At 66.3% G+C, this 22,707-nt stretch carries 17 protein-coding genes and 1 pseudogene; 8 read left to right on the top strand and 10 right to left on the bottom strand.

Annotation, left to right across the window (positions count from 1 at the left end):
* Nucleotides 1–17: 17 nt before the first annotated feature.
* The 5 genes from cysN to ACXAFN_RS16015 form a co-directional block, all read right to left on the bottom strand.
* Complete coding sequence (cysN, locus tag ACXAFN_RS16035) at nucleotides 18–1,946, bottom strand: sulfate adenylyltransferase subunit CysN (protein WP_474990292.1); 1,929 nt, start codon at nucleotides 1,944–1,946, stop codon at nucleotides 18–20.
* 12 nt (nucleotides 1,947–1,958) lie between these two features.
* On the bottom strand, nucleotides 1,959–2,876 hold the full coding sequence (gene cysD / locus ACXAFN_RS16030) for a sulfate adenylyltransferase subunit CysD (RefSeq protein WP_474990290.1): 918 nt from the start codon (nucleotides 2,874–2,876) through the stop codon (nucleotides 1,959–1,961).
* A 62-nt stretch (nucleotides 2,877–2,938) separates the two neighbouring features.
* Complete coding sequence (gene cysQ / locus ACXAFN_RS16025) at nucleotides 2,939–3,781, bottom strand: 3'(2'),5'-bisphosphate nucleotidase CysQ (RefSeq protein WP_474990288.1); 843 nt, start codon at nucleotides 3,779–3,781, stop codon at nucleotides 2,939–2,941.
* Nucleotides 3,782–3,853: 72 nt separating this feature from the next.
* The gene (locus ACXAFN_RS16020) at nucleotides 3,854–5,620 is read right to left on the bottom strand and encodes an SLC13 family permease (protein ID WP_474990286.1); all 1,767 of its coding nucleotides are present in this window, start codon (nucleotides 5,618–5,620) and stop codon (nucleotides 3,854–3,856) included.
* Nucleotides 5,621–6,310: 690 nt separating this feature from the next.
* Entirely contained in the window at nucleotides 6,311–7,885 is a 1,575-nt protein-coding gene (locus ACXAFN_RS16015) for a phosphoglucomutase (protein ID WP_474990284.1), read from the bottom strand.
* A 728-nt stretch (nucleotides 7,886–8,613) separates the two neighbouring features.
* Here ACXAFN_RS16015 and ACXAFN_RS16010 point away from each other — a divergent pair.
* The 4 genes from ACXAFN_RS16010 to ACXAFN_RS15995 all read left to right on the top strand — a co-directional run bounded on the left by ACXAFN_RS16010 (nucleotide 8,614) and on the right by ACXAFN_RS15995 (nucleotide 13,823).
* Nucleotides 8,614–8,958: a DUF86 domain-containing protein gene (locus tag ACXAFN_RS16010; RefSeq protein WP_474991047.1), complete on the top strand. Its 345-nt coding sequence runs from the start codon at nucleotides 8,614–8,616 to the stop codon at nucleotides 8,956–8,958.
* 286 nt (nucleotides 8,959–9,244) lie between these two features.
* Nucleotides 9,245–10,822 carry a BCCT family transporter gene (locus ACXAFN_RS16005; protein WP_474990282.1) on the top strand — a complete coding sequence of 526 codons (1,578 nt, stop codon included), beginning with the start codon at nucleotides 9,245–9,247 and terminating at the stop codon, nucleotides 10,820–10,822.
* Nucleotides 10,819–12,837 carry a CocE/NonD family hydrolase gene (locus ACXAFN_RS16000; RefSeq protein ID WP_474990280.1) on the top strand — a complete coding sequence of 673 codons (2,019 nt, stop codon included), beginning with the start codon at nucleotides 10,819–10,821 and terminating at the stop codon, nucleotides 12,835–12,837. The genes ACXAFN_RS16005 and ACXAFN_RS16000 overlap by 4 nt, the downstream gene beginning before the upstream one ends.
* Nucleotides 12,838–12,902: 65 nt before the next feature.
* Nucleotides 12,903–13,823, top strand: coding sequence for a LysR substrate-binding domain-containing protein (locus ACXAFN_RS15995; protein WP_474990278.1), 921 nt, complete (start codon nucleotides 12,903–12,905; stop codon nucleotides 13,821–13,823).
* A 26-nt stretch (nucleotides 13,824–13,849) separates the two neighbouring features.
* On the opposite strand, the gene ACXAFN_RS15990 is transcribed toward ACXAFN_RS15995, so the two are convergent.
* Together ACXAFN_RS15990 and ACXAFN_RS15985 are read right to left on the bottom strand one after the other, a co-directional pair.
* Nucleotides 13,850–14,287, bottom strand: coding sequence for a low molecular weight protein-tyrosine-phosphatase (locus ACXAFN_RS15990; RefSeq protein ID WP_474990276.1), 438 nt, complete (start codon nucleotides 14,285–14,287; stop codon nucleotides 13,850–13,852).
* A gap of 443 nt (nucleotides 14,288–14,730) precedes the next feature.
* A pseudogene (locus ACXAFN_RS15985) lies at nucleotides 14,731–14,844 on the bottom strand (prepilin-type N-terminal cleavage/methylation domain-containing protein); the annotation flags it as partial.
* A 386-nt stretch (nucleotides 14,845–15,230) separates the two neighbouring features.
* On the opposite strand from ACXAFN_RS15985, the gene pilB reads away from it, so the two are divergent.
* A complete protein-coding gene (pilB, locus tag ACXAFN_RS15980) occupies nucleotides 15,231–16,991 on the top strand; it encodes a type IV-A pilus assembly ATPase PilB (protein WP_474991045.1) in 1,761 nt (586 codons plus the stop codon).
* Between the two features lie 123 nt (nucleotides 16,992–17,114).
* A complete protein-coding gene (locus ACXAFN_RS15975; RefSeq protein ID WP_474990274.1) occupies nucleotides 17,115–18,347 on the top strand; it encodes a type II secretion system F family protein in 1,233 nt (410 codons plus the stop codon).
* Between the two features lie 72 nt (nucleotides 18,348–18,419).
* Here the strand turns inward: ACXAFN_RS15975 and ACXAFN_RS15970 are convergent, their stop codons facing one another.
* Complete coding sequence (locus ACXAFN_RS15970; RefSeq protein WP_474990272.1) at nucleotides 18,420–19,064, bottom strand: TetR/AcrR family transcriptional regulator; 645 nt, start codon at nucleotides 19,062–19,064, stop codon at nucleotides 18,420–18,422.
* 255 nt (nucleotides 19,065–19,319) lie between these two features.
* On the opposite strand from ACXAFN_RS15970, the gene lexA reads away from it, so the two are divergent.
* Both lexA and dinB read left to right on the top strand, forming a co-directional pair.
* The gene (gene lexA / locus ACXAFN_RS15965) at nucleotides 19,320–19,982 is read left to right on the top strand and encodes a transcriptional repressor LexA (protein WP_474990270.1); all 663 of its coding nucleotides are present in this window, start codon (nucleotides 19,320–19,322) and stop codon (nucleotides 19,980–19,982) included.
* A 55-nt stretch (nucleotides 19,983–20,037) separates the two neighbouring features.
* The gene (gene dinB, locus ACXAFN_RS15960) at nucleotides 20,038–21,087 is read left to right on the top strand and encodes a DNA polymerase IV (RefSeq protein WP_474990268.1); all 1,050 of its coding nucleotides are present in this window, start codon (nucleotides 20,038–20,040) and stop codon (nucleotides 21,085–21,087) included.
* Between the two features lie 96 nt (nucleotides 21,088–21,183).
* Here the strand turns inward: dinB and ACXAFN_RS15955 are convergent, their stop codons facing one another.
* Together ACXAFN_RS15955 and purU are read right to left on the bottom strand one after the other, a co-directional pair.
* Complete coding sequence (locus tag ACXAFN_RS15955; RefSeq protein WP_474990266.1) at nucleotides 21,184–21,552, bottom strand: hypothetical protein; 369 nt, start codon at nucleotides 21,550–21,552, stop codon at nucleotides 21,184–21,186.
* A gap of 260 nt (nucleotides 21,553–21,812) precedes the next feature.
* Entirely contained in the window at nucleotides 21,813–22,667 is an 855-nt protein-coding gene (gene purU, locus ACXAFN_RS15950) for a formyltetrahydrofolate deformylase (RefSeq protein ID WP_474990264.1), read from the bottom strand.
* Between the last annotated feature and the right edge of the window lie 40 nt (nucleotides 22,668–22,707).

Raw genomic sequence — 22,707 nt, 5'->3', positions numbered from 1 at the left:
CTGGGCTTGGTTGACGGTCAGAGTCTTTTGAGCAGCAGCGCGATCGCTTCCTGCTGGCTCAGTTCCTCGGTATTGACCATCACCTCGGCCGCCCTGGGTGCCTCGTAGGGGCTGTTGATGCCGGTGAAGTCCTTGATCTTGCCTTCCCGGGCCTTCTGGTAGAGCCCCTTGGGGTCACGCTCTTCGCAGATGTCCAGCGGCGTGTTGACGTGCACCTCGACGAAGCTGCCGTCGTCGAACAGCTCGCGGGCGGCATCGCGGTCGGCGCGGAACGGCGAGATGAAGGCGGTGATGACGATGATGCCGGCCTCGGCGAACAGCCGCGCCACCTCGCCCACCCGGCGGATGTTCTCGGCGCGGTCGGCCTCGCCCATGCCGAGGTCCTTGCACAGGCCGTGGCGGATGTTGTCGCCGTCCAGCAGCATGGTGTGGTAGCCGCGGCGGTTGAGTTCCACTTCCAGGGCGTTGGCCAGGGTCGACTTGCCGGAGCCCGAGTAGCCGGTGAACCACACGCACTTGCCGGCATGACCGTTGAGCTGCTCGCGCATGCCCTGGGTCACGCTGGTGCGGTTCCACACCACGTTGGCCTTGCTGTCGTTGTCGCGGAACTCGTAGGGCAGCTCGCTATCCAGCGGCCGGTGGATCATGCCGGCGCCCACGGTGATGTTGGTCAGCCGGTCGATGATGATGAAGCTGCCGGTGCCCGGGCTGGTGCGGTAGTCGTCCACCGGCACCGGGGCGGTCAGCTCCAGCCGGCAGCGGGCGATGGCGTTGAGGTCCAGGTGGTCGGCGTGGCGCTGCTCGAGGGTGTTGACGTCGACCTGGTAGTCGATCGCCGCCACCTTGCCCGCCGCGTCGCGGGTGGCCAGCTTGATGTCGTAGAGCTTGCCAGGCTCCAGCGCGGTGTCGTGCATCCACACGATATCGGCCTCGAAGCCGGTCGCCAGCGGCACCTGGTCGTCTTCCGCCACCAGCCAGTCACCCCGCGAGATGTCTATCTCGTCTTCCAGGGTCACGGTGATCGCCTGGCCGGGATAGGCCACCTCAAGGTCGCCGTCCCAGGTGACCAGCCGTTCCACGGTGGAGACCTTGCCGGAGGGCAGCGCCCTCACCTTCTGGCCCGGGCTCATCACGCCGGCGGCCAGGGTGCCGCAGTAGCCGCGGAAGTCCAGGTTGGGCCGGTTGACGTACTGCACCGGCAGGCGCAGGTCGCGCAGATTCTGGTCGTGGGTGATCTCGACGGTCTCGAGCAGTTCGAGCAGTGCCGGGCCTGGTTTTCCATCGACGCGGTACCAGCTCATGGCCTCGCTCTGGTTGACGACGTTGTCGCCCTTGAGCGCCGAGAGCGGCACGAAGCGAATGTCGGGCGCGCCCAGCTTGTCGGCAATCTCCTGATACTCAGCGACGATCGCATCAAAGCGCTCTTGCGAGTAGTCGACCAGGTCCATCTTGTTGATGGCCACCACCAGGTGCTGGATACCCAGCAGGTCGGCGATGAAGCTGTGGCGGCGCGTCTGGGTCTGCACGCCGTAACGGGCGTCGATCAGGATCACCGCCAGGCTGGCCGTGGAGGCCCCGGTGGCCATGTTGCGGGTGTACTGCTCGTGGCCCGGGGTGTCGGCGATGATGAACTTGCGCCGGTCGGTGGAGAAGAAGCGATAGGCCACGTCGATGGTGATGCCCTGCTCACGCTCGGACTGCAGGCCATCCACCAGCAGCGCCAGATCGACTTCATCGCCGGTGGTGCCGCTGGTCTTGGAAGCCTGGGTGATGGCGGCGAGCTGATCCTCGTAGATCATCTTGGAGTCGTGCAGCAACCGACCGATCAGCGTCGACTTGCCGTCGTCGACGCTGCCGCAGGTGATGAAGCGCAGCAGGTCCTTGTTCTCGTGTTCCTTGAGATACTGCTCGATATCGTCGGAAATAAGTGCTGATTGATGAGACATCGGTCCGCTCCCTTAGAAATATCCTTCGCGTTTCTTCTTTTCCATCGATCCGGCCTGATCATGATCGATGGCGCGTCCGCTGCGCTCGGAGGTCCTCGTCAGCAGCATTTCCTGGATGATCTCGGGCAGCGTGGTGGCCTTGGATTCCACCGCGCCGGTCAGCGGGTAGCAGCCGAGGGTGCGGAAGCGGACCCACTTCTCTTCGGGCACCTCGCCGTCTTCCAGCGGCAGGCGGTCGTCGTCGACCATGATGTCCATGCCGTCGCGATGCACCACCGGGCGCGGCGCGGAGTAGTACAGCGGTACGATGTCGATCGATTCGAGGTAGATGTACTGCCAGATATCCAGCTCGGTCCAGTTAGAGAGCGGGAACACGCGGATCGATTCGCCCTGGTTCACCTTGGCGTTGTAGGTGTTCCACAGTTCCGGGCGCTGGCTCTTGGGGTCCCAGCGGTGATGCTTGTCACGGAACGAGAACACCCGCTCCTTGGCACGGCTGGCTTCTTCGTCGCGACGCGCACCGCCGAAGGCGGCATCGAAGCGGTGCTTGTCCAGCGCCTGCTTCAGCGCCTCGGTCTTCATGATATCGGTGTACTTCGAGCTGCCGTGATCGAAGGGGTTGATGCCCGCGGCCCGGCCTTCCTCGTTGATGTGCTCGATCAGCTCCATGCCAGCCTCTTTGGCCATGCGGTCGCGGAACTCGATCATCTCCCGGAACTTCCAGGTGGTATTGACGTGCATCAGCGGGAACGGCGGCGGGCCGGGGTAGAAGGCCTTGCGCGCCAGATGCAGCATCACCGAGGAGTCCTTGCCGATGGAATACAGCATCACCGGGTTGCGGAACTCGGCCGCCACCTCGCGGATGATATGGATCGACTCGGCCTCCAGCTGCTTGAGGTGGGTCTGGCGTTCAGGGGTTATTTCGATCATGGGGTATCCGGGAATTCAGGTTCGATGGCGACAGGGAGCGCTAGAAGCCGGGACTTCCAGCTTTACGCGCGAAGCGCGGCCCGAAGGGCCGCTTCCCAGCGCTCGTCACGCTGGCCACAGACGATGAAGAAAGGGTTGAGCACGCTGTCCTGCTGGTTGCAGCGCAGCGGTTCCAGGGTGTTCGCATCGAGCACTTCCCCGCCGGCGGCTGTCACCACGGCCTGGGCGGCGGCGGTGTCCCACTCACAGGTCGGCGCCAAGCGCGGGTAGAGGTCGGCGGCACCCTCGGCAACCAGGCACAGCTTGAGCGAGCTACCCATGGAAACGCGCTCGTGGGCGGGCAGCCCGGCGCAGAAGGCCTCGAACTCGGCGGCGCCATGGGAGCGGCTGCCGACGACTTTCCAGGTCTCCTGCTCGGGGTTCGGCAGCTGGCGCGTGGCGATGGCGCGGCCAGAACCTTCGGCCTGCTGCTTCCAGGCGCCCTGCCCGTGCTGGCCGAACCAGGTCGTGCCGCCCTCGTCGCCTACCGCGGGGGCGTGAACGATGCCGAACACCGGCACACCGTCTTCGATCAGCGCCACGTTGAGGGTGAATTCGCCGTTCTTCTTGATAAATTCCTTGGTGCCATCCAGCGGATCGATCAGCCAATAGCGACGCCAGGTTTGACGGGTCGCGAAGGGGATCTCGCCGGATTCTTCGGAGAGCACTGGCACCTCCGGCGTGGCGGCCTCGAGCAGGTCGACCAGCGCATGGTGAGACGCCATATCCGCCTCGGTCAGCGGGCTCTGGTCTTCCTTGGTCTCGACCTCGAAATCGCGCGCGTAGATCGCCATCACCCGGCGGCCGGCGGCGTGCACGCCCTCGACCAGGCGCGAGCGCAGCTCAGGGGATATGAAATCGGTCACGGAAACTCCTTTCAGAATAAGCTCGAAGAGCGCCGTTGCCAGCTTCCAGCCGCGAAGCGGCGCTGTTCCAGCTTAAAAGGGCCAAACCACCGGTATCAGCCCGACGGCAGTGGCGCCGACGATAAGGCTGAGCGGCGCTCCTAGCCTCAGATAGTCGGAAAAACGGTAGCCGCCGGGGCCCAGGACCATCAGATTGGTCTGGTAACCCAGCGGCGTCATGAAGCTCGCCGAGGCCGCGAACATGATGGCCACGACGAAGGGCATGAAATCGACGCCCAGTTGCTCGGCCACGGCCACGGCGATCGGAAACATCAGCACCGCGGCAGCGTTGTTGGTGATCAGCTCGGTGAAGATCACCGTCAGCAGGTAGACCAGCGCCAGGGCCGCCCAGGGGGCCAGGCCATCGACCAGCAGCAGCCATTGGGCGATCTGGGCGGCGGCTCCGGTTTCGCGCATGGCGGCACCAAGGGCGAAGGAGGCCGAGATCACCACCAGCACCGAGAGGTCCACGTAGCGCCGGGCCTTGCTGGCCGGCACGCAGCGCGTTATCAGCATGCCGCCCCCCGCCAGCAGCGCGGCCTCCAGGATCGACAGCAGGCCGGTGGCGCTGGTGACGACCATCGCGGCGAGTATGCCGAGCGCCAGCGGTGCCTTGCGGAAGTCCGGCGGTGTGGAGTCATTCAGCCCGCTCACCAGTAGAAAGTCCTTCCGGTAGCGGTACTGCTCGACGAAATCCTGTGCCGTTTCGAGCAGCAAGGTATCCCCGACCTGAAGCCGGATGTCGCCGAGCTTGCCGGGCAGGCGCTTGCCATGCCGGGAGATCGACAGGATCACCGCCTGGTAGCGAGAGCGAAAGCGTGACTCTCGGACCGTCTGGTTGAGCCCGGCGAAATCCGGGCCGATCACCGCTTCCACCAGGCAACGGCGGTGATGGGCGATATCCAGCTTGTGAACGTCGCCGCCCGCTGGCCGCAGGCCATGCACACGCCGCAGCTCGCGGGCACATTCGGGGGCGCCGATGAAAATCAGGATATCGCCGGCCTGCAGTTCGGTCTCGGGCGGCACCGCGGTCAGCAAGCGCCCCTGGCGTTCGATGTCCGCCAGGTAGCCATGGCTCAGATGACGAAGGCCGGCATCGGCGATGCTGCGACCCACCAGCGGCCCCTTCGCATCGACGATGACCTCCACGGCATACTCCCGGGCCGCCTCCAGTTGCTCCAGTGCGCCCTGGCGGTTGGGCAGCAGCCGGTCGGCGAACAGATAGAGGAAACCGCCGCCGACCAGAACCAGGGGCACGCCGACCCAGGCCAGCGAGAACATCGCCAGCCCGGTCTGCATTTCGGACTGCAACAGGCCATCGACGACCAGGTTGGTGCTGGTGCCGATCAGGGTACAGGTGCCACCGATGATGGCGGCGTAACTCAGTGGCAGCAGCAACTTTGAGGGCGGCAGACGCAGCCGCCCTGCCCACTCCTGGATGGCCGGAATGAACATCGCCACCACGGTGGTGTTGTTCATGAAGGCACTCAGTCCGGAGGCCGGCAGCAGCACGCGCAGCTGGGCCTGGCGTAGCCGTTGAGGCTGGCCCAGCAGCCGGTGGGCCAGCCACTGGACGGCACCGGTCTCCTTGAGGCCGGCCGCCACCACGTAGAGCGTCGCGATGGTCATCACCCCGGGGTTGGAAAAGCCACCCAGGGCCGCGGCAGGATCAAGAATCCCGCTGATAACCAGGAAGGCCAGGGCCCCCATCAACACCACATCGGGAGAGATTCGTGTCGCCGCCAGCGTACCCAGCGTTAGCAGGATGGTGATCAACGTCAAAATGGCGGCGGGTTCCATGTCTCTCCCTGAATGGAAACGTCCGGACACGCTACCGCCCGGGGATTGTCCGGGCGCATTCCCATGCCCTGTGTCGTATCGTGGCATTGGCACCGAGTCGCCCGTCCCTCGAGCGGCGCCGCCCAATGCGTTGTCAATTCTGCATACTTTACGCCAGTGTCGTGATGAGCTCTATCGGGCGACACGGAGCGTCGTAACGCGGCTAAGTTTACTTGGCGTTAGCGGGCGACCCCAACACGACGAACCCTCTGACGGCACGCCGCCAGAGGGTTCGTATGACAGCCATTGCATCGTCGACCGCCTTCAGGCGCATCCTACCCAGCGCCGGCGCCGGGCCATACCGGCAATAGGGAGCGAACTCGCACCCTTTTCGACCAGCGCCGGGCCGCCCCGCCCGCCAGGCGCTGCAATCGATTGATCACAGCCACGCAACCCGTTGATCTTCTAGCGAAAAACCTTAGACCGTCGGGCGGGATTATACGCCAAGCCGCCACCCGACCCAATGCCGGGACGCGATGTGCCGAGACACCCTGCGATGCCATCGGCCCTAGGCAATGTCTGAAAACTGTCTGCGCTCGGCTATACCGCGTTAAAAATCAGCTCAAAGTCCTCATTTACACCCCGTAAACTCCGGCTTCTCGCTGATTTTTGCCTTGTCTAGCCTTCGCTCGCCGACTTTTCAGACAACGCCTACAGCGCGGCGTCCAGGGCGGCCCGGGCCTCGTCGATCAGGGCCTCGAGATGAGATTCCCCACGGAAGCTCTCGGCATACACCTTGTAGAGCGGCTCGGTGCCGCTGGGGCGCGCCGCGAACCAGCCGTTGGCGGTCTCGACCTTGAGCCCGCCGATGGGGGCATCGTTGCCGGGCGCGGCGGCCATCACCCGCTCGACCGGGTCGCCGGCCAGGGTGGCCAGCGCCAGCCCGTCGGGATCCAGGCGCTTGAAGGCCTGCTGCTGTTCGGGGGTGCAGGGCGTATCGACCCGCCGATAGTGCGGCGCGCCGAAGCGCTCGGTCAGTGCGGCGTAGCGCTCGCTGGGGCGCTGGCCGGTGACCGCCATGATCTCGGCAGCCAGCAGACACAGCAGGATGCCGTCCTTGTCGGTGGACCAGGGGCGGCCGTCGAGGGTCAGGAAGCTGGCCCCGGCGCTCTCCTCGCCGCCGAAGGCCAGCCAGCCCTGGTGCAGGCCGTCGACGAACCACTTGAAGCCCACGGGCACCTCATACAGGTCGCGCCCGCGATGCGCCACCACGCGGTCGATGATCGAGGAGGACACCAGGGTCTTGCCCACCTTGAGCGAGGCGCCCCAGCCCGGGCGGTGGGTCAGCAGGTAATCGATGGCCACCGCCAGGTAGTGATTGGGGTTCATCAGCCCGGCGGCGTCGACGATGCCGTGGCGATCGGCGTCCGGGTCATTGCCGAAGGCCAGGTCGAAGTCGTCCTTCATCGCCAGCAGGTTGGCCATGGCCGCCGGGCTGGAGCAGTCCATGCGAATCTTGCCGTCATGATCGGGCGGCATGAAGACGAAGCTTTCGTCGACTTGGGTATTGACCACTTCGAGCTCCAACCCGTGGCGCTCGGCGATGGCCCGCCACACCGGAAGCGCCGTGCCGCCCATGGGGTCGGCGGCCAGCCGCAGCCCGGAGGCGGCGATGGCCGGAAAATCCACCACCGAGGCGAGTGCCGCCACATAGTCGCCCACCATGTCGTGCCGGGTGGCGCCTTCCAGCGCCTCGGCCAGGGGCCGCTCCGCGACGCCCTCGAGCCCACCGGCCAGCAGGGCGTTGGCGCGGCGCTCGATCCAGCCGGTCACCTCGCCCTCGGCGGGTCCGCCGTGCGGGGGGTTGTACTTGATGCCGCCATCCTCGGGCGGGTTGTGCGAGGGCGTCACGATCAGGCCGTCGGCCTGGGCCTGCGGCGAATCTGCATTGTGGCCCAGGATGGCGCGGCTCACGACCGGGGTGGCAGTCAGCTCGCCGTCTCGCTCGATGCGCGCCTCGACGCCATTGGCGACCAGCACCTGGAGGGCCGCCTCCCAGGCCGGCCGAGACAGCGCATGACTATCGCGGCCGAGGAACAGGGGGCCTTCGATACCGGCCTGGCGCCGGTAGTCCACCACCGCCTGGGTGATGGCCAGGATATGCGCCCGGTTGAAGGAACCGGCTCGGGAACGGCCACGATGGCCGGAGGTGCCGAAACTCACGGCCTGCCCGGACGCCGCCGGGTCGGGCTGGATGTCGTGGAATGCCTGAATTACGTCCTGCATGTCACCTTCTCTGAGTCAACCGCGCCCTGTGCCGTCGACACCTACGTGCCGACTGACCCGCCTGCGGGCAAAAGGTTCGCTATGGTGCCATGCCAGGCGGGGAGCATCACGAACTCGGTGGCACTTCTCGAGGCTATCGCGACCGGGCTCGGGGCAGTCCGTACCCGGCGCCCCGGGCGAGATCCCGCTGCGACGGCCCTGCCGGCCAGTCGCGCCCGACCCGGCACCTTGCCTTACGCCCATGTTTACCCCATGGGCCATCGATCTACCACCAAGGTCGCACCACTAAGGTCGCGTTGTCGCGGCCTCCCGGTGCCGCCATGATGGCCTCCATCGAGACGGACACGGCGGCTACTCCGAACAACAACAACCGAAGCCACACGTAGAAGATCCGCCCAAAACAACTGCACATAACATCGGCACATAAAAAAAGTCCCCCGAAGGGGACCAGTTGGAGCACGCCAGCTCACGTTTGAATCGCCGCCGCCTTGGCGGCCACTCCCCTAACAACAAGCGAAAGCCACGCCAACAAAAATAATAAGCTTTTGAATCAAGGCCTTGGTAATAACAACAATCACAGGCCTTGTCGCTTTGCCCTCACCCGACCATCGGCCGTGCACCATGAAAACGCCCTTCTCGCGCCTCCTGCGCCAGCCTGGTGCTAATGTAGCCTCTGCGCCCCATCGCCTCTACCTCGTAGGACCCTCACGCCTGGCGAACTCAACTCGCTGCGTTATAGAGCCGCCAAGCGGAACTTTCTGCTGCTGGCGGAGGCGTGCATCGGCATCGACGCCAAGCAGCGGCTGAAATCCCAGGGCCTGCTCGTGCCAAGCGATGCTCGCCAGGCCTGCGCCAAACTCCAGACGCAGGGTCGCGATCATAGCGCTACGCCTTGGAACAAGGTGATCGGCCTGCGAAATGCGCTTGTCCACGACTATCTGAACCTGGACGCGACATCATCAAGAACATCGTTCTCCAGCGCGACTACCGGTCGCTACTCGCCATCGCCGAAGAGCCGCTTCAGTCGCGCTGATCTTCCTGATGGGGATGAATCGTCACTGAGTGGCGACTGACTGCTTACCGGCGACATCCGGGGCACTCCTTGCCCCTTTCTCCTTGCCCATATCCCATATTGTCTTGAGACAAGAACTCCGGCCACGACGCGCCGGGTCCCTGCGGTAGAGCCAACATCGGGCCGCTCGCCGCCGTCGTGCCGCGGGAATGTGCCCGGCGGGCATGCGCGAGCGTCATGGCCCCATGCGGATCGGTCGCTGTCACCCGCGCGTCGCCTGCCGGTAAGGTATTCGGCCATGCGCCGGGAACATCCCGGAAGACGACACAACAAGCGGAGAGACACCCATGACATCTCGCATGCGGCCGCTGGTATTCTGGCCGACCTTTCTCATCCTGCTGACCGCGGTGCTGGGCAGCCTGCATGACCTGGAGGCCTTCCTGGGCTTCACCAGCCGCCTCAACGACGCCGTGCTCGAACGCTTCTCCTGGCTGTTCAGCCTGAGCAGCCTCTACCTGCTGGTGCTGGCCGTGGTGGTCTACGCCTCGCCGCTGGGGCGGATTCGCATCGGCGGCGACGACGCCGAGCCGCTGCTGTCGCGGCTACGCTGGTTCTCGATCACCCTGTGCACCACCCTGGCAGTCGGCGTGCTGTTCTGGACCACCGCCGAGCCCCTCTACCACCTGATGGGGCCGCCGGAGTCGCTGGACCTCGCGGCCGGCTCGGCAGACGCGGCGCTGTTCGCCATGTCCACCATGTTCCTGCACTGGACCTTCACGCCCTACGCCATCTACGCGGTACCGGCGCTGATCTTCGCCCTGGCCTTCTACAACCGCCGCCAGAAGTTCTCGATTTCGAGCATGCTCGAGCCGCTGTTCGGCCCGCGCATCACCCGTTTCTCGGGGCTGGTCGACGCCCTGGCGCTGTATTCGCTGGTGGCCGGCATGGCCGCCACCCTGGGCACCGGCGCCATCACCCTGGCCGGCGGCCTGGGGCAGTACATCGAGGGCGATACCAGCCCGCTGCGCCTGGGGCTGATCATCTCGGTGATCGTGGTCACCTTCGTGCTCTCGGCGGCCAGCGGCCTGAAGAAAGGCATCGCGCGGCTGTCGGCGCTCAACGCCTGGTTGCTGCTGGCCCTCGGCCTGTTCGCCTTCGTGTTCGGCCCCACCGCCTTCATGCTGCAGATCGGCGTGGAGTCGTTCGGCGTCTACCTCGACGACTTCTTCACCCGCAGCCTGTTCACCGGCGCCGCCGGCGGCGACCCCTGGCCGCGCTGGTGGTCGATCTTCTACTGGGCGATCTGGTTCGCCTGGGCCCCGGTGGCCGCGCTGTTCCTCGGCCGCATCTCGCGGGGCTACACGGTGCGCGACTTCCTGCGCGTCAACCTGCTCTACCCGGCGCTGTTCGCCGCGGTGTGGATCGTGATCTTCTCCGGGGGCACCCTCTACTTCCAGATGCATACCGGCGTCGACCTGCATGCCGTGCTCGAGAACCAGGGCGTGGAGCACGTGCTCTACCGGCTGTTCGGCGAGCTGCCGCTGGCCGAGGTCTGGGTGCCGCTGCTGCTGTTCATCGCCTTCGTCTCCTATGTCACCGCGGCGGACTCCAACACCGATGCCATCGGCAACCTCTGCACCCGCGGCCTGACCGCCGACTCCGACTTCAGCGCCGGCCTGCCCATGAAGATCGTCTGGGGCACCGTAGTCGGCGTCATCGCCTGGGTGATGACCAGCTTCGTCGGCATCGACGGGGTCAAGATGCTCTCCAACCTCGGCGGCCTGCCGGCCCTGCTGATCATCCTGCTCGCCAGCGCCTCGCTGTGGCGCTGGCTGCGCGACCCCAGCGAGCTGAACGTCCCGAGCCCCGCCCACCAACCCGATACACGCCACGCCAAGCGCCCGACACAAGGCCAGCCGACATGAACGTGAAGACCGACTTTCCGCACCGCATCCGCGAGATCGAGCACCTGGAGATTCCGCTGGCCGACGGCACCCGGCTCGCCGCCCGCATCTGGCTGCCGGAGGATGCCGAACGCCATCCGGTGCCCGCCATCCTCGAGTACCTGCCCTATCGCAAGCGCGACGGCACCGCGGTGCGCGATGAGCTGACCCACCCCTACTTCGCCGGCCATGGCTACGCCGCGGTGCGGGTCGACATGCGCGGCAACGGCGAGTCAGAGGGGCTGATGGCCGACGAGTACCTGCCCCAGGAGCAGGCCGACGCCCTGGAGGTGATCGACTGGCTGACCCGCCAGCCGTGGTGCAACGGCAAGCTCGGCATGATGGGCATCTCCTGGGGCGGCTTCAATTCGCTGCAGCTGGCCGCGCTCAAGCCCGAGCCGCTCAAGGCGATCATCACCCTGTGCTCCACCGACGATCGCTACACCGACGACATCCACTACAAGGGCGGCAACCTGCTCCACGAGAACCTCGGCTGGTCGGCGACCATGCTGAGCTTCTCGGCGGCGCCGCCCGATCCGGCGCTGGTCGGCGACGTCTGGCGCGAGCGCTGGAAGCAGCGCCTAGACAACATGCCGCTGCTGGCCGAGACCTGGCTGAGCCACCAGACCCGCGACGACTACTGGAAGCACGGCTCGGTCAACCGCAATTACGCCGACATCGAGGCCGCCGTCTATGCCGTCGGCGGCTGGGGTGACGGCTACAAGAACAGTGTACCGCGGCTGCTCGAGCACCTGCCGGGGCCGAAGAAGGCGCTGATCGGCCCCTGGATCCACAAGTACCCGCACTTCGCGGTGCCGGACCCGGCGATCGGCTTCCTCCAGGAAGCCCTGCGCTGGTGGGACCACTGGCTCAAGGACATCGACACCGGCGTGATGGACGAGCCGGCCGGCACCTTCTACCTGCAGGACGCCCTGCCGCCGAAGCCCATGTACGCCGAGCGCCCGGGCGCCTGGGTGCGCACCGAGGGCTGGCCCTCGGCGAGCGTAGAGCCCCGCGCCTTTGCGCTCACTGACACCGGCCTGGTGCCCGGCGACGCGCCGCTCTCGCGGGCGCAGACGGTCGACTCGCCGCTCACCGCCGGCAGCCACCAGGGCGAGTACTGCGCCATCTGGTTCGGCCCCGACCTGCCCGGCGACCAGCGCCGCGACGACGCCCTGGCGCTGTGCTTCGACAGCGAGCCGCTGGAGGCCCCGCTCGACATCCTCGGCAAGCCGCGCCTGCGGCTGCGGCTGTCCAGCGACCAGGCCTGCGGCCAGCTCAGCGTGCGGCTCAGCGACGTGCGCCCCGACGGCCAGGTGGCCCGCATCACCTACGGCGTGCTCAACCTGTCGCTGCGCGATCACGACCGGCTCGAGCCGCCGGTGCCCGGCGAGCCCATGAACGTCGACCTCGAGCTCGACATGATCGGCTACCGGCTGCCCGCCGGGCACCGGCTGCGAGTGGCCATCGCCTCGGCCAACTTCCCGCTGCTGTGGCCGACGCCCCGGCGCGCCGCGCTGACCCTGCAGCCGGGGCTGCAGCGCCTGGAGCTGCCCACCTTCCAGGGCGAGACCGTGGAGAGCCCCTTCGCGGCCCCGGAAAGCGCCCGCCCCGCCAACGTCGAGAGCCACCGCAAGGGGCAACCACGACGCACCATTCAGGAGGACGTGGCCAGCGGCGAGGTCACGGTGATCGTCGAGGACGACCTCGGCGCCATGACGCTGGCCGACCACGGCTACCGGGTGGAGCAGTCCTGCCAGGAGCGCTATACCGCTCATCCGGAGGACGCGACCCGCGCTCGGGCCGAGATCGCCTGGCACTACCGGGCCGGCCGCGACGAAGGGCCGGGACGGTTCGACGTCAGCGTGGAGAGCCGCTACCGGCTGACCTGCGACGACACGACCTTCTACATCGAGGCCGAGCAGGTCGCCCACGACGACGGCGAAGAGGTGCATCGCCGCACCTGGCACACCGAGGTGCCGCGGGAGGCCATCTGACGATGCCCGCCAGCGGGCGTGATATCCTCGGCGACGGACCGATCAGCCCATCGCCGAGGAGCCACATGAGCGGACGCGACGCCCTGCCGCCGCTGCAGTGCCTGCGCGCCTTCGAGGCCGCCGCCCGGCACGGCAGCTTCACCCAGGCCGGGCGCGAGCTGAACCTGACCCAGAGCGCCATCAGCCGCCAGATCAAGCGGCTGGAGGAAGACCTGGGGCGCCCGCTGTTCGAGCGCGATCCCGAGGGCCTGCGGCCGACGCCGGCCGCCGACCACTACTACCGGGTGGTGCGCCGGCTGCTGCGCGAGCTGGCCGACGAGACCGCCCGGCTGCGTCGCCACGGCAACGACCGCCAGCTGACCCTGGCGACCAGCCCCACTATCGCCTCGATCTGGCTGTCCCGCCACCTGCCCCGCTTCCAGCACCAGCATCCGGAGATCGAGATCCGTCTGCTGACCATGGAGGATCCCTACCGGCTGGACCTCACCGAGTTCGACCTGGGGCTTTACTACCACCTGGAGGGTCAGGTGGACCCGCCCGGCCTGGTCGCCGAGCCGGTGTTCGCCGACGAGAACGTGATCGCCGTGTGCAGCCCCCACTACGTGGAGCATCGCGGCCCCATCGCCTCCACGGAGGCGCTGCTGCACGACCACACCCTGCTGGTGCTCGAGGATCACTTCAACGACTGGCTGACCTGGCGGGACTGGTTCGACGCCCTGGGCCTGGCCTGGCGGGAACCCAGCCACTGCCTGCGCGCCAACAGCTACCAGGTGCTGATGAACGCCACCCTGGCGGGACAGGGCATCACCCTGGGCTGGGAACAGCTGCTCGCCGACGAGCTGCGCCACGGCCACCTGCTGCAGGCGCTGCCCCAGGCCCTGCCCAGCCGCGGCAAGCTCTCGCTGCTGGTGCCCCAGCACCGTCACCTCACCCAGGCCAGCCGGGCCTTCCAGCACTGGCTGCTGGGGCTGGGCAAGGTGGAATAGCGGGCTTCCCCGGCCAATCGGCGCCGCTATAATCTTTCGACCCAGGCCGCGGTGGCTTCCTTCAACAGCCGATGCACATGCTGGAAGACCTCGGGGCTCTTGCGATAGGGATCGGGAATCTCGGCCCCCTCGCCGCTGTTCAGCCAGCGGCCGATCAGCATGACCTTGCCCCACGCCGCCGGGGCGAGTTCTCCGATGGCACGACGTTGCCCCTCGCTCATCACCAGGATCAGATCGGCGTTTTGCAGCATCTCCCGGGTGACCTGACGAGCGCGATGATCCGCGACCCGGAGACCATCGGCCTCGGCAATCTCCCCCGCCGTCGACTCTACCCCCTGCCCCACCATCGCCCCCAGGCCCGCCGACTCGACATGCCGGTCGGGCAACGCGGCCTTGAGCATCGCCGCGGCCACGGGGCTGCGGCAGATGTTGCCGGTGCAGATGACGAGCAGGTGCTGGAACATCAGGGAGGGCTCCGACAGGGCTGTGGGGTTACTGGCAGGATATGACATTTGGGAGGGGCGAGGGGCGAGGGGCGAGGGGCGAGGGGCGAGGGGCGAGCACTATAAGTCTGGAAATGGTATGCAAGGCAAACAAGAAAACGGCCAGCGCTTAGCTGGCCGTTGTCATTGAGAAAGCATGGCACCCTACTAACTACTTCGTATTAACTATCATCTTCCTCATCAGAAACTTGAGTATTGTCGACTACAATCGTGGTGGTTTCCACACCAGGATCATTGGGGGTACCAACTAATGACCCATCTGTTAGCTGAAGGCTAGCGCATGCTGCATCTTCACCTGTCGAAATTCCGACTTCTTCCGGAGTAGGGTCGTCGTTACCCTCCACCCGCTCTGCTGAAATTGCAGTAGCATATGAGCGCGTATCTCCGGCGCAAGCATTCTCAGCAGCCCGAGTGGTGTAATTCTGGTACTGCGGAATCGCAATAGCCGCGAGGATCCCGATGATCGCGACCACGATCAGCAATTCGATCAGGGTAAAGCCACCCTGACCATGCCGCATCGCCTGCTTCTGCATACCCTGTGTGTTCATCTCATTCCCCTTGGCTGATGGCATCATGTCGCCCGACGGCCGATTCCGCGTTCGGCGGCCTGGGCGCCTTGTCCCCGACTCCGCCCCACCAGCGGCCCCTCCGCCCGATCGCCGAAGGCCCCTGCCGCCTTGTCAATTACACTAAGTTACACCCTGCATGGCTGCAAGTTTCTCATCTCGAGCGTTCGTTTTCTCATGCCATCGACTGACCCTCGCGATAGTGAAAAAGATGGGAGGGGCACGCTGGGCGGCATGCAGGCATAAGGGCTAGAATCGTAATCACGGCCCCTCGGCGCCTTGCGTGCAGGAGATTCATGAACGACGACCGCTCCCCCGCCAATGAACGCTACGAGATGATGACCGACCCTGACGCCTCCCCCCACAGCGGCGCGAGCCGCACCGGGGCGCGACGCGCCATGCGCGGCCTCTCCCGACGGCTGGTGGAGGAAGGCTTGTTGAGTGAGGCGGCGGCCAGCCGCGCCGAACAGGAGGCTCGCGAGTCGGAGGCCTCGCTGCTGGAGCATGTGATCAAGGCCGGCCAGGTGCCGACGCGCCAGGCCACCCTCACCGCCGCCCGGGAGTACGGCCTGCCGATCGTCGACCTGGACGCCCTGCGCCTGCAGAGCCTTCCCCGCGCCAACGACTATCCCGAGAAGATCCTGCGCAAGCTCGGCGTGCTGCCGCTGCATCGCCACGGGCATCGGCTCACGGTCGCGGTCCCCTACCCCAGCACCCTGGCCCTGCTCGACGAGCTGCAGTTCGCCACCGGCCTGACGCCGGAAGGGGTACTGGCATCGGTGGATCAGCTCGGCCCGGTGCTGGAGGCCTACCTGTCCCATGGCGAGTCGTCGCTGCTCGACGAACTGTCGGGCGTCGACGATGCCATCGGCGAGCTTCGGTTCGACGACGGCGCCACCGATATCAGCGACGAGCAGCAGGCGGTTGCCGCCGCCAGCGACGCGCCGATCGTCAAGTTCGTCAACAAGATCCTGCTCGATGCCATCCGCCGCGGGGCCTCCGACGTCCACTTCGAGCCCTACGAGTCCAGCTATCGGGTGCGCTTTCGCATCGATGGCATCCTGCACGACGTGGCGCATCCTCCCTTCGCCATGCGCGCCCGTATCGCCGCCCGGCTGAAGGTGATGTCGCGGCTGGATATCTCCGAGCGGCGCCTGCCCCAGGACGGCGCCATCAAGCTGAAGATCTCGGCCACGCGCTCCATCGACTTTCGCGTCAATTCGCTGCCCACCGTCTACGGCGAGAAGCTGGCCTTGCGGATCCTCGATCCGGCCTCCGCGCAGATGGGCATCGAGGAGCTCGGCTTCACCGCCGACCAACGCGCCATGTACGAAACGGTGCTCGACCATCCGCAAGGCATGATCCTGGCGACCGGCCCCACCGGCAGCGGCAAGACGGTGACGCTCTATACCGGCATCAACATGCTCAATGAGACCGAGCGCAACATCTGCACCGCCGAGGATCCGGTAGAGATCAAGGTCCCGGGCATCAACCAGGTCAACGTGCTGCCCAAGATCGGCCTGGATTTCGCCAGCGCCCTGCGCGCCTTCCTGCGCCAGGACCCGGACGTGGTGATGGTCGGCGAGATTCGCGACCTGGAAACCGCCGAGATCGCCGTCAAGGCCTCCCAGACCGGCCACCTGGTGCTGTCCACCGTACATACCAACTCGGCGGCGGAGACCCTGACGCGACTCGCCAACATGGGCGTGGCACCCTTCAACATCGCCAGCTCGGTGAGCCTGATCATCGCCCAGCGCCTGGCACGGCGGCTGTGCCACCACTGCAAGCAGCCGGCCGATATACCCCGGGAGACATTGCTGGCCCAGGGCTTCAGCGACACCGAGGTCGATGGCGCCGCCCTGTTCGAGCCGGTGGGCTGCCAGCACTGCACCCAGGGCTTCAAGGGGCGCATCGGTATCTACGAGGTAGTGCCGATCAGCGAGGCCATGAGCCGGCTGATCATGACTCACGGCAACGCCATGGATTTCGATGCCCAGGCACGCGAGGAAGGCCACCCGGACCTGCGCCGCAGCGGTCTGATGAAGGTCATGCAGGGGCTGACCAGCCTGGCCGAGGTCAACAGGGTGACAAAGGATTGATTCGAGAAAGGCACGAAGGGCGAGGAGCAAGGCCAGGGCGCTACTCCGACCTCGAACCTCGAACCTCGAACCTCGAACCTCGAACCTCGAACCTCAACACTATAACCCGCAGGACACTCCATCATGCCCACCGCTACCATGCACAAGGCGCAGAAGCTCAAGCTCTATCGCTGGCGTTGGTCCGGCAAGGGGCCACAGGGCCGCAAGGTCGGCGGCGAGATCATCGCGTCGCGCCGCATCGAGGTCGAGAAGGAGCTCTCCCACCAGAACATCATCGTCAAGAGCATCCGCCGCAAGAGCGGCATCGGCAGTGGCATGGGCAAGATCAAGCCGCGCGACACCATGCTCTTCGCTCGCCAGATGGCGACCATGATCCGCGCCGGCGTGCCGGCCATGCAGGCGTTTCAGGTGGTGGCCGAAAGCATGAAGAAACCGGCGATGCGCGCGCTGGTTCAGGAACTGATGAACGAGGTGGCCGCCGGGGCCAGCTTCTCGGAGGCACTCCGCCGCCACCCGCACTACTTCGATCGGCTGTTCTGCAACCTGGTGGAGGCCGGCGAGCAATCTGGTTCGCTGGACCGTATGCTCGAGCGCATCGCCACCTACAAGGAAAAGCTGGAATCCATCAAGGGGCGGGTGAAGAAGGCCCTGTGGTATCCCGCCGCCGTGATCGCGGTGGGCATCGGAGTCACTGCCCTGCTGCTGATCAAGGTGGTGCCGCAGTTCGAGAGTCTGTTCCAGGGCTTCGGCGCCGAATTGCCGGCGATGACCCGCATGACGATCCAGCTCTCGGAATTCGCCCAGCAGTACTGGTCCTGGGGCCTGGGCGGCATGGTGGTCGGGCTGTTCCTGATCCGGGCGGGCATCAAGCGCTCAGAAGGCTTCGCCTATCGCGTGCATGCCCTGTCGCTGCGCATCCCGGTGGTCGGCGACATCCTCGACAAGTCCTGCGTGGCGCGCTATTCCCGCACGCTTTCCACGACCTTCGCGGCCGGCGTGCCGCTGGTCGAGGCGCTGGACACCGCCGCCGGGGCCACCGGCAACAAGGTCTATGAGCGGGCCGTGCGACAGGTTCGCGACGACGTGGCCACCGGCCAGCATCTGCACTTCGCCATGCGCCTCAGCGAGCAGTTTCCGGCCCTGGCCGTACAGATGGTCGGTATCGGCGAGGAGGCCGGCGCCCTCGACGCCATGCTCAATCGCGTGGCGGACTACTACGAGGAAGAGGTCGACAACAAGGTCGATGCCCTCACCTCGCTGCTCGAGCCCTTCATCATCGTGGTGCTCGGGGTGCTGGTCGGCGGCCTGGTGATCTCCATGTACCTGCCGATCTTCGAACTAGGGACGGTGATATAGGAGACAAGGAGCGAGGCGCGAGGGGTCACCTCACGCCTCACGCCTTGCACCTTGCCCCTCGTCTCACACTTCTTACCCCGGCATCGGGGCCTGCATGGCCGAGACCACCACCGGCCTCAGGCGCAGCACCAGGTCGTGAACCGAGACCCGCTCGCCGTAGTCGTGCTCGGCGATGTCGCGCAGGGCGTCCAGCCCGGACAGCGTGAAGATCACCGAGCCGAGGATGAAGTGCAGCCGCCAGAAGCGCTCGGCATCCGGCAGCTCCGGCGTGGCCCGCCGCACCAGCTCGGTGAAGCGGGTGAAAACGTCGCCATACTCGGTCTGGATGTAGCCGCGCAGATGCCCCTGGGCCTGGCTGTAGGCCAGCCCCAGCAGGCGCATGAACACCTTCAGGCTGTTTCGCTCGGCCGGCACCTCGAGCACCGTGCGGGCCATGGTCTCCAGCAGTTCTTCCAGGGGAATCTCGCTGTCGTCGGCGGCGTGCCGTGCCTCCAGCTCGTCCAGGGCGCGGTGGAAGCGCTCGGTGAAGGGATCGAGATAGCGCGCGAACACCGCCTGGATCAGCGACTTCTTGGAACCGAAGTGGTAGTTGACCGCCGCCAGGTTGACCTTGGCCTTGCTGGTGATGTTGCGCAGCGACGTTTCGGCGAAGCCGCGCTCGGCGAACAGCACCTCGGCGGTGTCGAGAATTCGGGTGACGGTATCGGGCTGGGCCATCGTGTCGGTCCGGGCTAGTCAGGAGGAAATTGAACAGTCAGTTAGAAACGATTGTTTGAATCTGCCTGGAGTGTCAGACAGTGCCGGATTTACCTCCACGAGGTCAACCGTCACACGTTTGAAACGCGGGCAACAGTGAGACTGTTCGGCAATGGGCTGTCGGCAGGGGCGGCAGGAGGACACGGCTTTTACTGGATGGATTACCATGCTGTATACTTAATCAATAATCGCCTAGCCATCCGCTCCGGAGGTCGCATGACACGCCCCCTCACGCCACGCCAGCAGAACGTCTATGACTTCATCGTCAAGACCATGAACGAGCTGGGCTACCCGCCTACCCGGGCGGAGATCTCCCGTGCCCTGGGGTTCAAGTCGGCCAACGCCGCCGAGGAGCATCTGCGCGCCCTGGAGCGCAAGGGCGCCATTCGGGTGATCCGCGGCACCTCCCGCGGTATCCGCCTGCCGGCCCAGGAGGCCGAGGCCGGCACGCCCGGCGAGGCCGCCAACGACGAGCCCAGCCAGGGCCTGCCGATCATCGGCGAGGTGGCGGCCGGCAGCCCGATCCTGGCCGCCGAGCACATCGACCGCTACTGCCCGCTGCCCCCGGAATATTTCACGCCCCGGGCCGACTACCTGCTGCGGGTGCGGGGCCTGTCGATGAAGGACGTGGGCATCCTGGAGGGCGATCTGCTGGCCGTGCATCGCACCGACCGCATCCGAGACGGCCAGATCGTGGTGGCACGCCTGGAGGACGAGGTGACCGTCAAGCGCTTCCATCGCCAGGGCCACCATGTCCGGCTCGACGCCGAGAACCCGGAGTTCGCCCCCATCGAGGTCGACCTGCGCCACGAGGTGCTCGAGATCGAGGGCATCGGGGTGGGTGTCATCCGCGGCGGCAACGGCCAGGCCCTGGCCTAGGCTCGGCCCGAGTCAGTCCAGACGGGGCTGGCGCTCAGGTGATGGAATAAAGGCCGTGACGCGAAAGATCCTGCACGCCGATTGCGACTGCTTCTATGCGGCGGTCGAGATGCGCGACGATCCCAGCCTGCGCGACATCCCCATCGCCATTGGCCGCTCACGGGAACATCGCGGGGTCATCGCCACCTGCAACTATCCCGCCCGGGCCTTCGGCATCCATTCGGCGATGCCGACGGCCCAGGCCCTGCGCCTCTGCCCCCACCTGACCCTGCTACCGGGGGACTTCGACAAGTACCGCGAGGTGTCGCGCCAGATCCAGGCGATCTTCCACGAGCTGACCCCCCTGGTGGAGCCGCTCTCGCTGGATGAGGCCTATCTGGACGTGTCCGAGGTGGAGGGCTTCCAGGGCAGCGCCACCTGGATGGCCCAGTGGCTCAAGCGGGAGTGCCTGACCCGCACCGGCATCACCGTCTCGGTCGGGGTCGCCCCCGCCAAGTTCCTGGCCAAGGTGGCCAGCGACTGGGACAAGCCCGACGGCCTGACGGTGATTCCCCCGGAGCGGGTGGATGAGTTCGTGGCCACACTACCGGTCGGCAAGCTGCACGGCGTGGGGCCGGCGACCGGCATGCGGCTGGAGGCACTGGGGGTCGAGGACTGCGCCGACCTGCGACGCCTGCCCCGCGAGCGACTGATCGAGGAATTCGGCAAGTTCGGCCACCGGCTGTTCGAGCTGGCCCGCGGCATCGACGAGCGCCCGGTAAAGCGCGAGCGGGAACGCAAGTCGGTGAGCGTCGAGACCACCTTCGACCGAGACCTGCCCGGCATCGAGCAGGCCCAGGAGGCCCTGCCGCCACTCTGCGATCGGCTCGAGGAACGCCTGGCACGCCATGGCGACCCCGCGATCGCCGGCCAGTTCGTCAAGGTCCGCTTCGACGATTTCAGCCTGACCACCCTCGAGAGCCGCGGGCAGGCTCTCGACCGGCACGGTTTCCGGCGCCTGCTGGCCCAGGCCTGGGCCCGGGCCGAGCGCCCGGTGCGCTTGCTGGGGGTTGGTGTACGTCTTCAGCCCGAAGCCGCGCGACAGCAACTGGCGTTGCCGCTGTAGGGGGGGGGGCGACAAAGGGGTAAGGGGGAGCAAGGAGCAAGGAGCAAGGAGCAAGGAGCAAGGAGCAAGGTATCCTAGTACCTCGCGCCTCGAAACTCACGCCTGCCCCTCGCGCTCGGGACGAGCCGGCACGACGCGATCCATGAGCCGCACGTCCTCCAGTGAAACGCCGTGGCGCTTCGCTTCCCGCAGCCGCTCGTCGTGGCTTTGCTGGCTCGCCACGCGATGAATGGCGATCCGGCGCGGCAGGAAGACCAGCTCCGCCAGCGTCCAGGCGAGCAACAGGCCACAACCGATCAGCCACCAGCCGGTCGGGTCGAAACCGAGCGCCAGGCCATAGGTCACTACCGGGGTCAGCAGCAAGGCGAACCAGCCCTGGTGCAGGCCGAGAAAGCGGTTGTCACGCAGTAGCTGGCGACGGATCAGGCGGGCCGAACGCGCCACGGGGGAAACCGTCGTGGTCATGTCGAATCTGGGTGGTGACGAAGATGTCCCCTACTGTGTCAAAAGTCCGACATGACAAAGGCCACGTTACACGCCAAAAGCCCTCGCTAATCCGGCTCAAGCTACCCCACGATAACCTTGGGATACCTCTTGACACCCATTGACACCCAAGAAACGCCACCGCCGGCGGGTGATGCCGGCAGCGGTCCCCGGGCCACCCTCGCCGCCTACTCGCCCGGGCCCGATTGCCTCGGCGCCGATGGTCCGGATCACGGGCGAGGTCAGGCGAATACCACGGTCTTGTTGCCGTGCACCAGCACCCGATCCTCCAGGTGCCAGCGCAGCCCCCGGGCAAGCACGGCCTTCTCCACGTCGCGACCGAAACGCACCAGGTCGTTGGGCGTGTGACAATGGCTGACCCGATGGATGTCCTGCTCGATGATCGGGCCGGCATCCAGCTCTTCGGTCACGTAGTGGCTAGTGGCGCCGATCAGCTTGACCCCACGCTGGTAGGCCTGGTGATAGGGCTTGGCCCCGGCGAAGGACGGCAGGAAGCTGTGATGGATGTTGATCACCCGCCCGGCATAGCGCTCGCAAAGGCTGGGCGGCAGGATCTGCATGTAGCGCGCCAGCACCACGCAGTCGGCCCGCGCCTCGTCGACCAGGCGCTGCACCTCGGCGAAGGCGGCCGTCTTGTCGCCGGGGTCGACCGGCACATGATGGTAGGGAATGCCGTGCCATTCGGTCAGCGAGCGCATGTCGTCATGATTGGAGATCACCGCGGCGATATCGCAGTCCAGCTCGCCGGCGGTCCAGCGATACAACAGGTCCACCAGGCAGTGGCTCTCGCGGGACACCATCAGCACCACCCGCCGGCGCTGCTGGGTATCGGTCAGCGCCCAGTCCATGTCGAATTCCTCGGCGATGGGCGTGAAGGCATCGCGCAAGGCCTCAGCGGACATGCCGATGGAATCGGCCAGGATCACGTAGCGCATGAAGAAGCGCCCGGACTCCAGGTCGGAGTGCTGGCTGGCCTCGGTGATGGAGCCGCCCTGGCCGGTAATGAAGCTGGAAACCCGCGAGACGATCCCCAGGCGATCGGGGCAGGAAACCACGAGCCGATAGTAGTGTGACATCGAAAGACCGTCATCCTGAAAGTGTCGAACGAAATGGTAT

This window comes from Halomonas sp. ABH4_019, from assembly GCF_056159885.1.
This window is presented reverse-complemented; position numbering and strand designations above follow the sequence as displayed.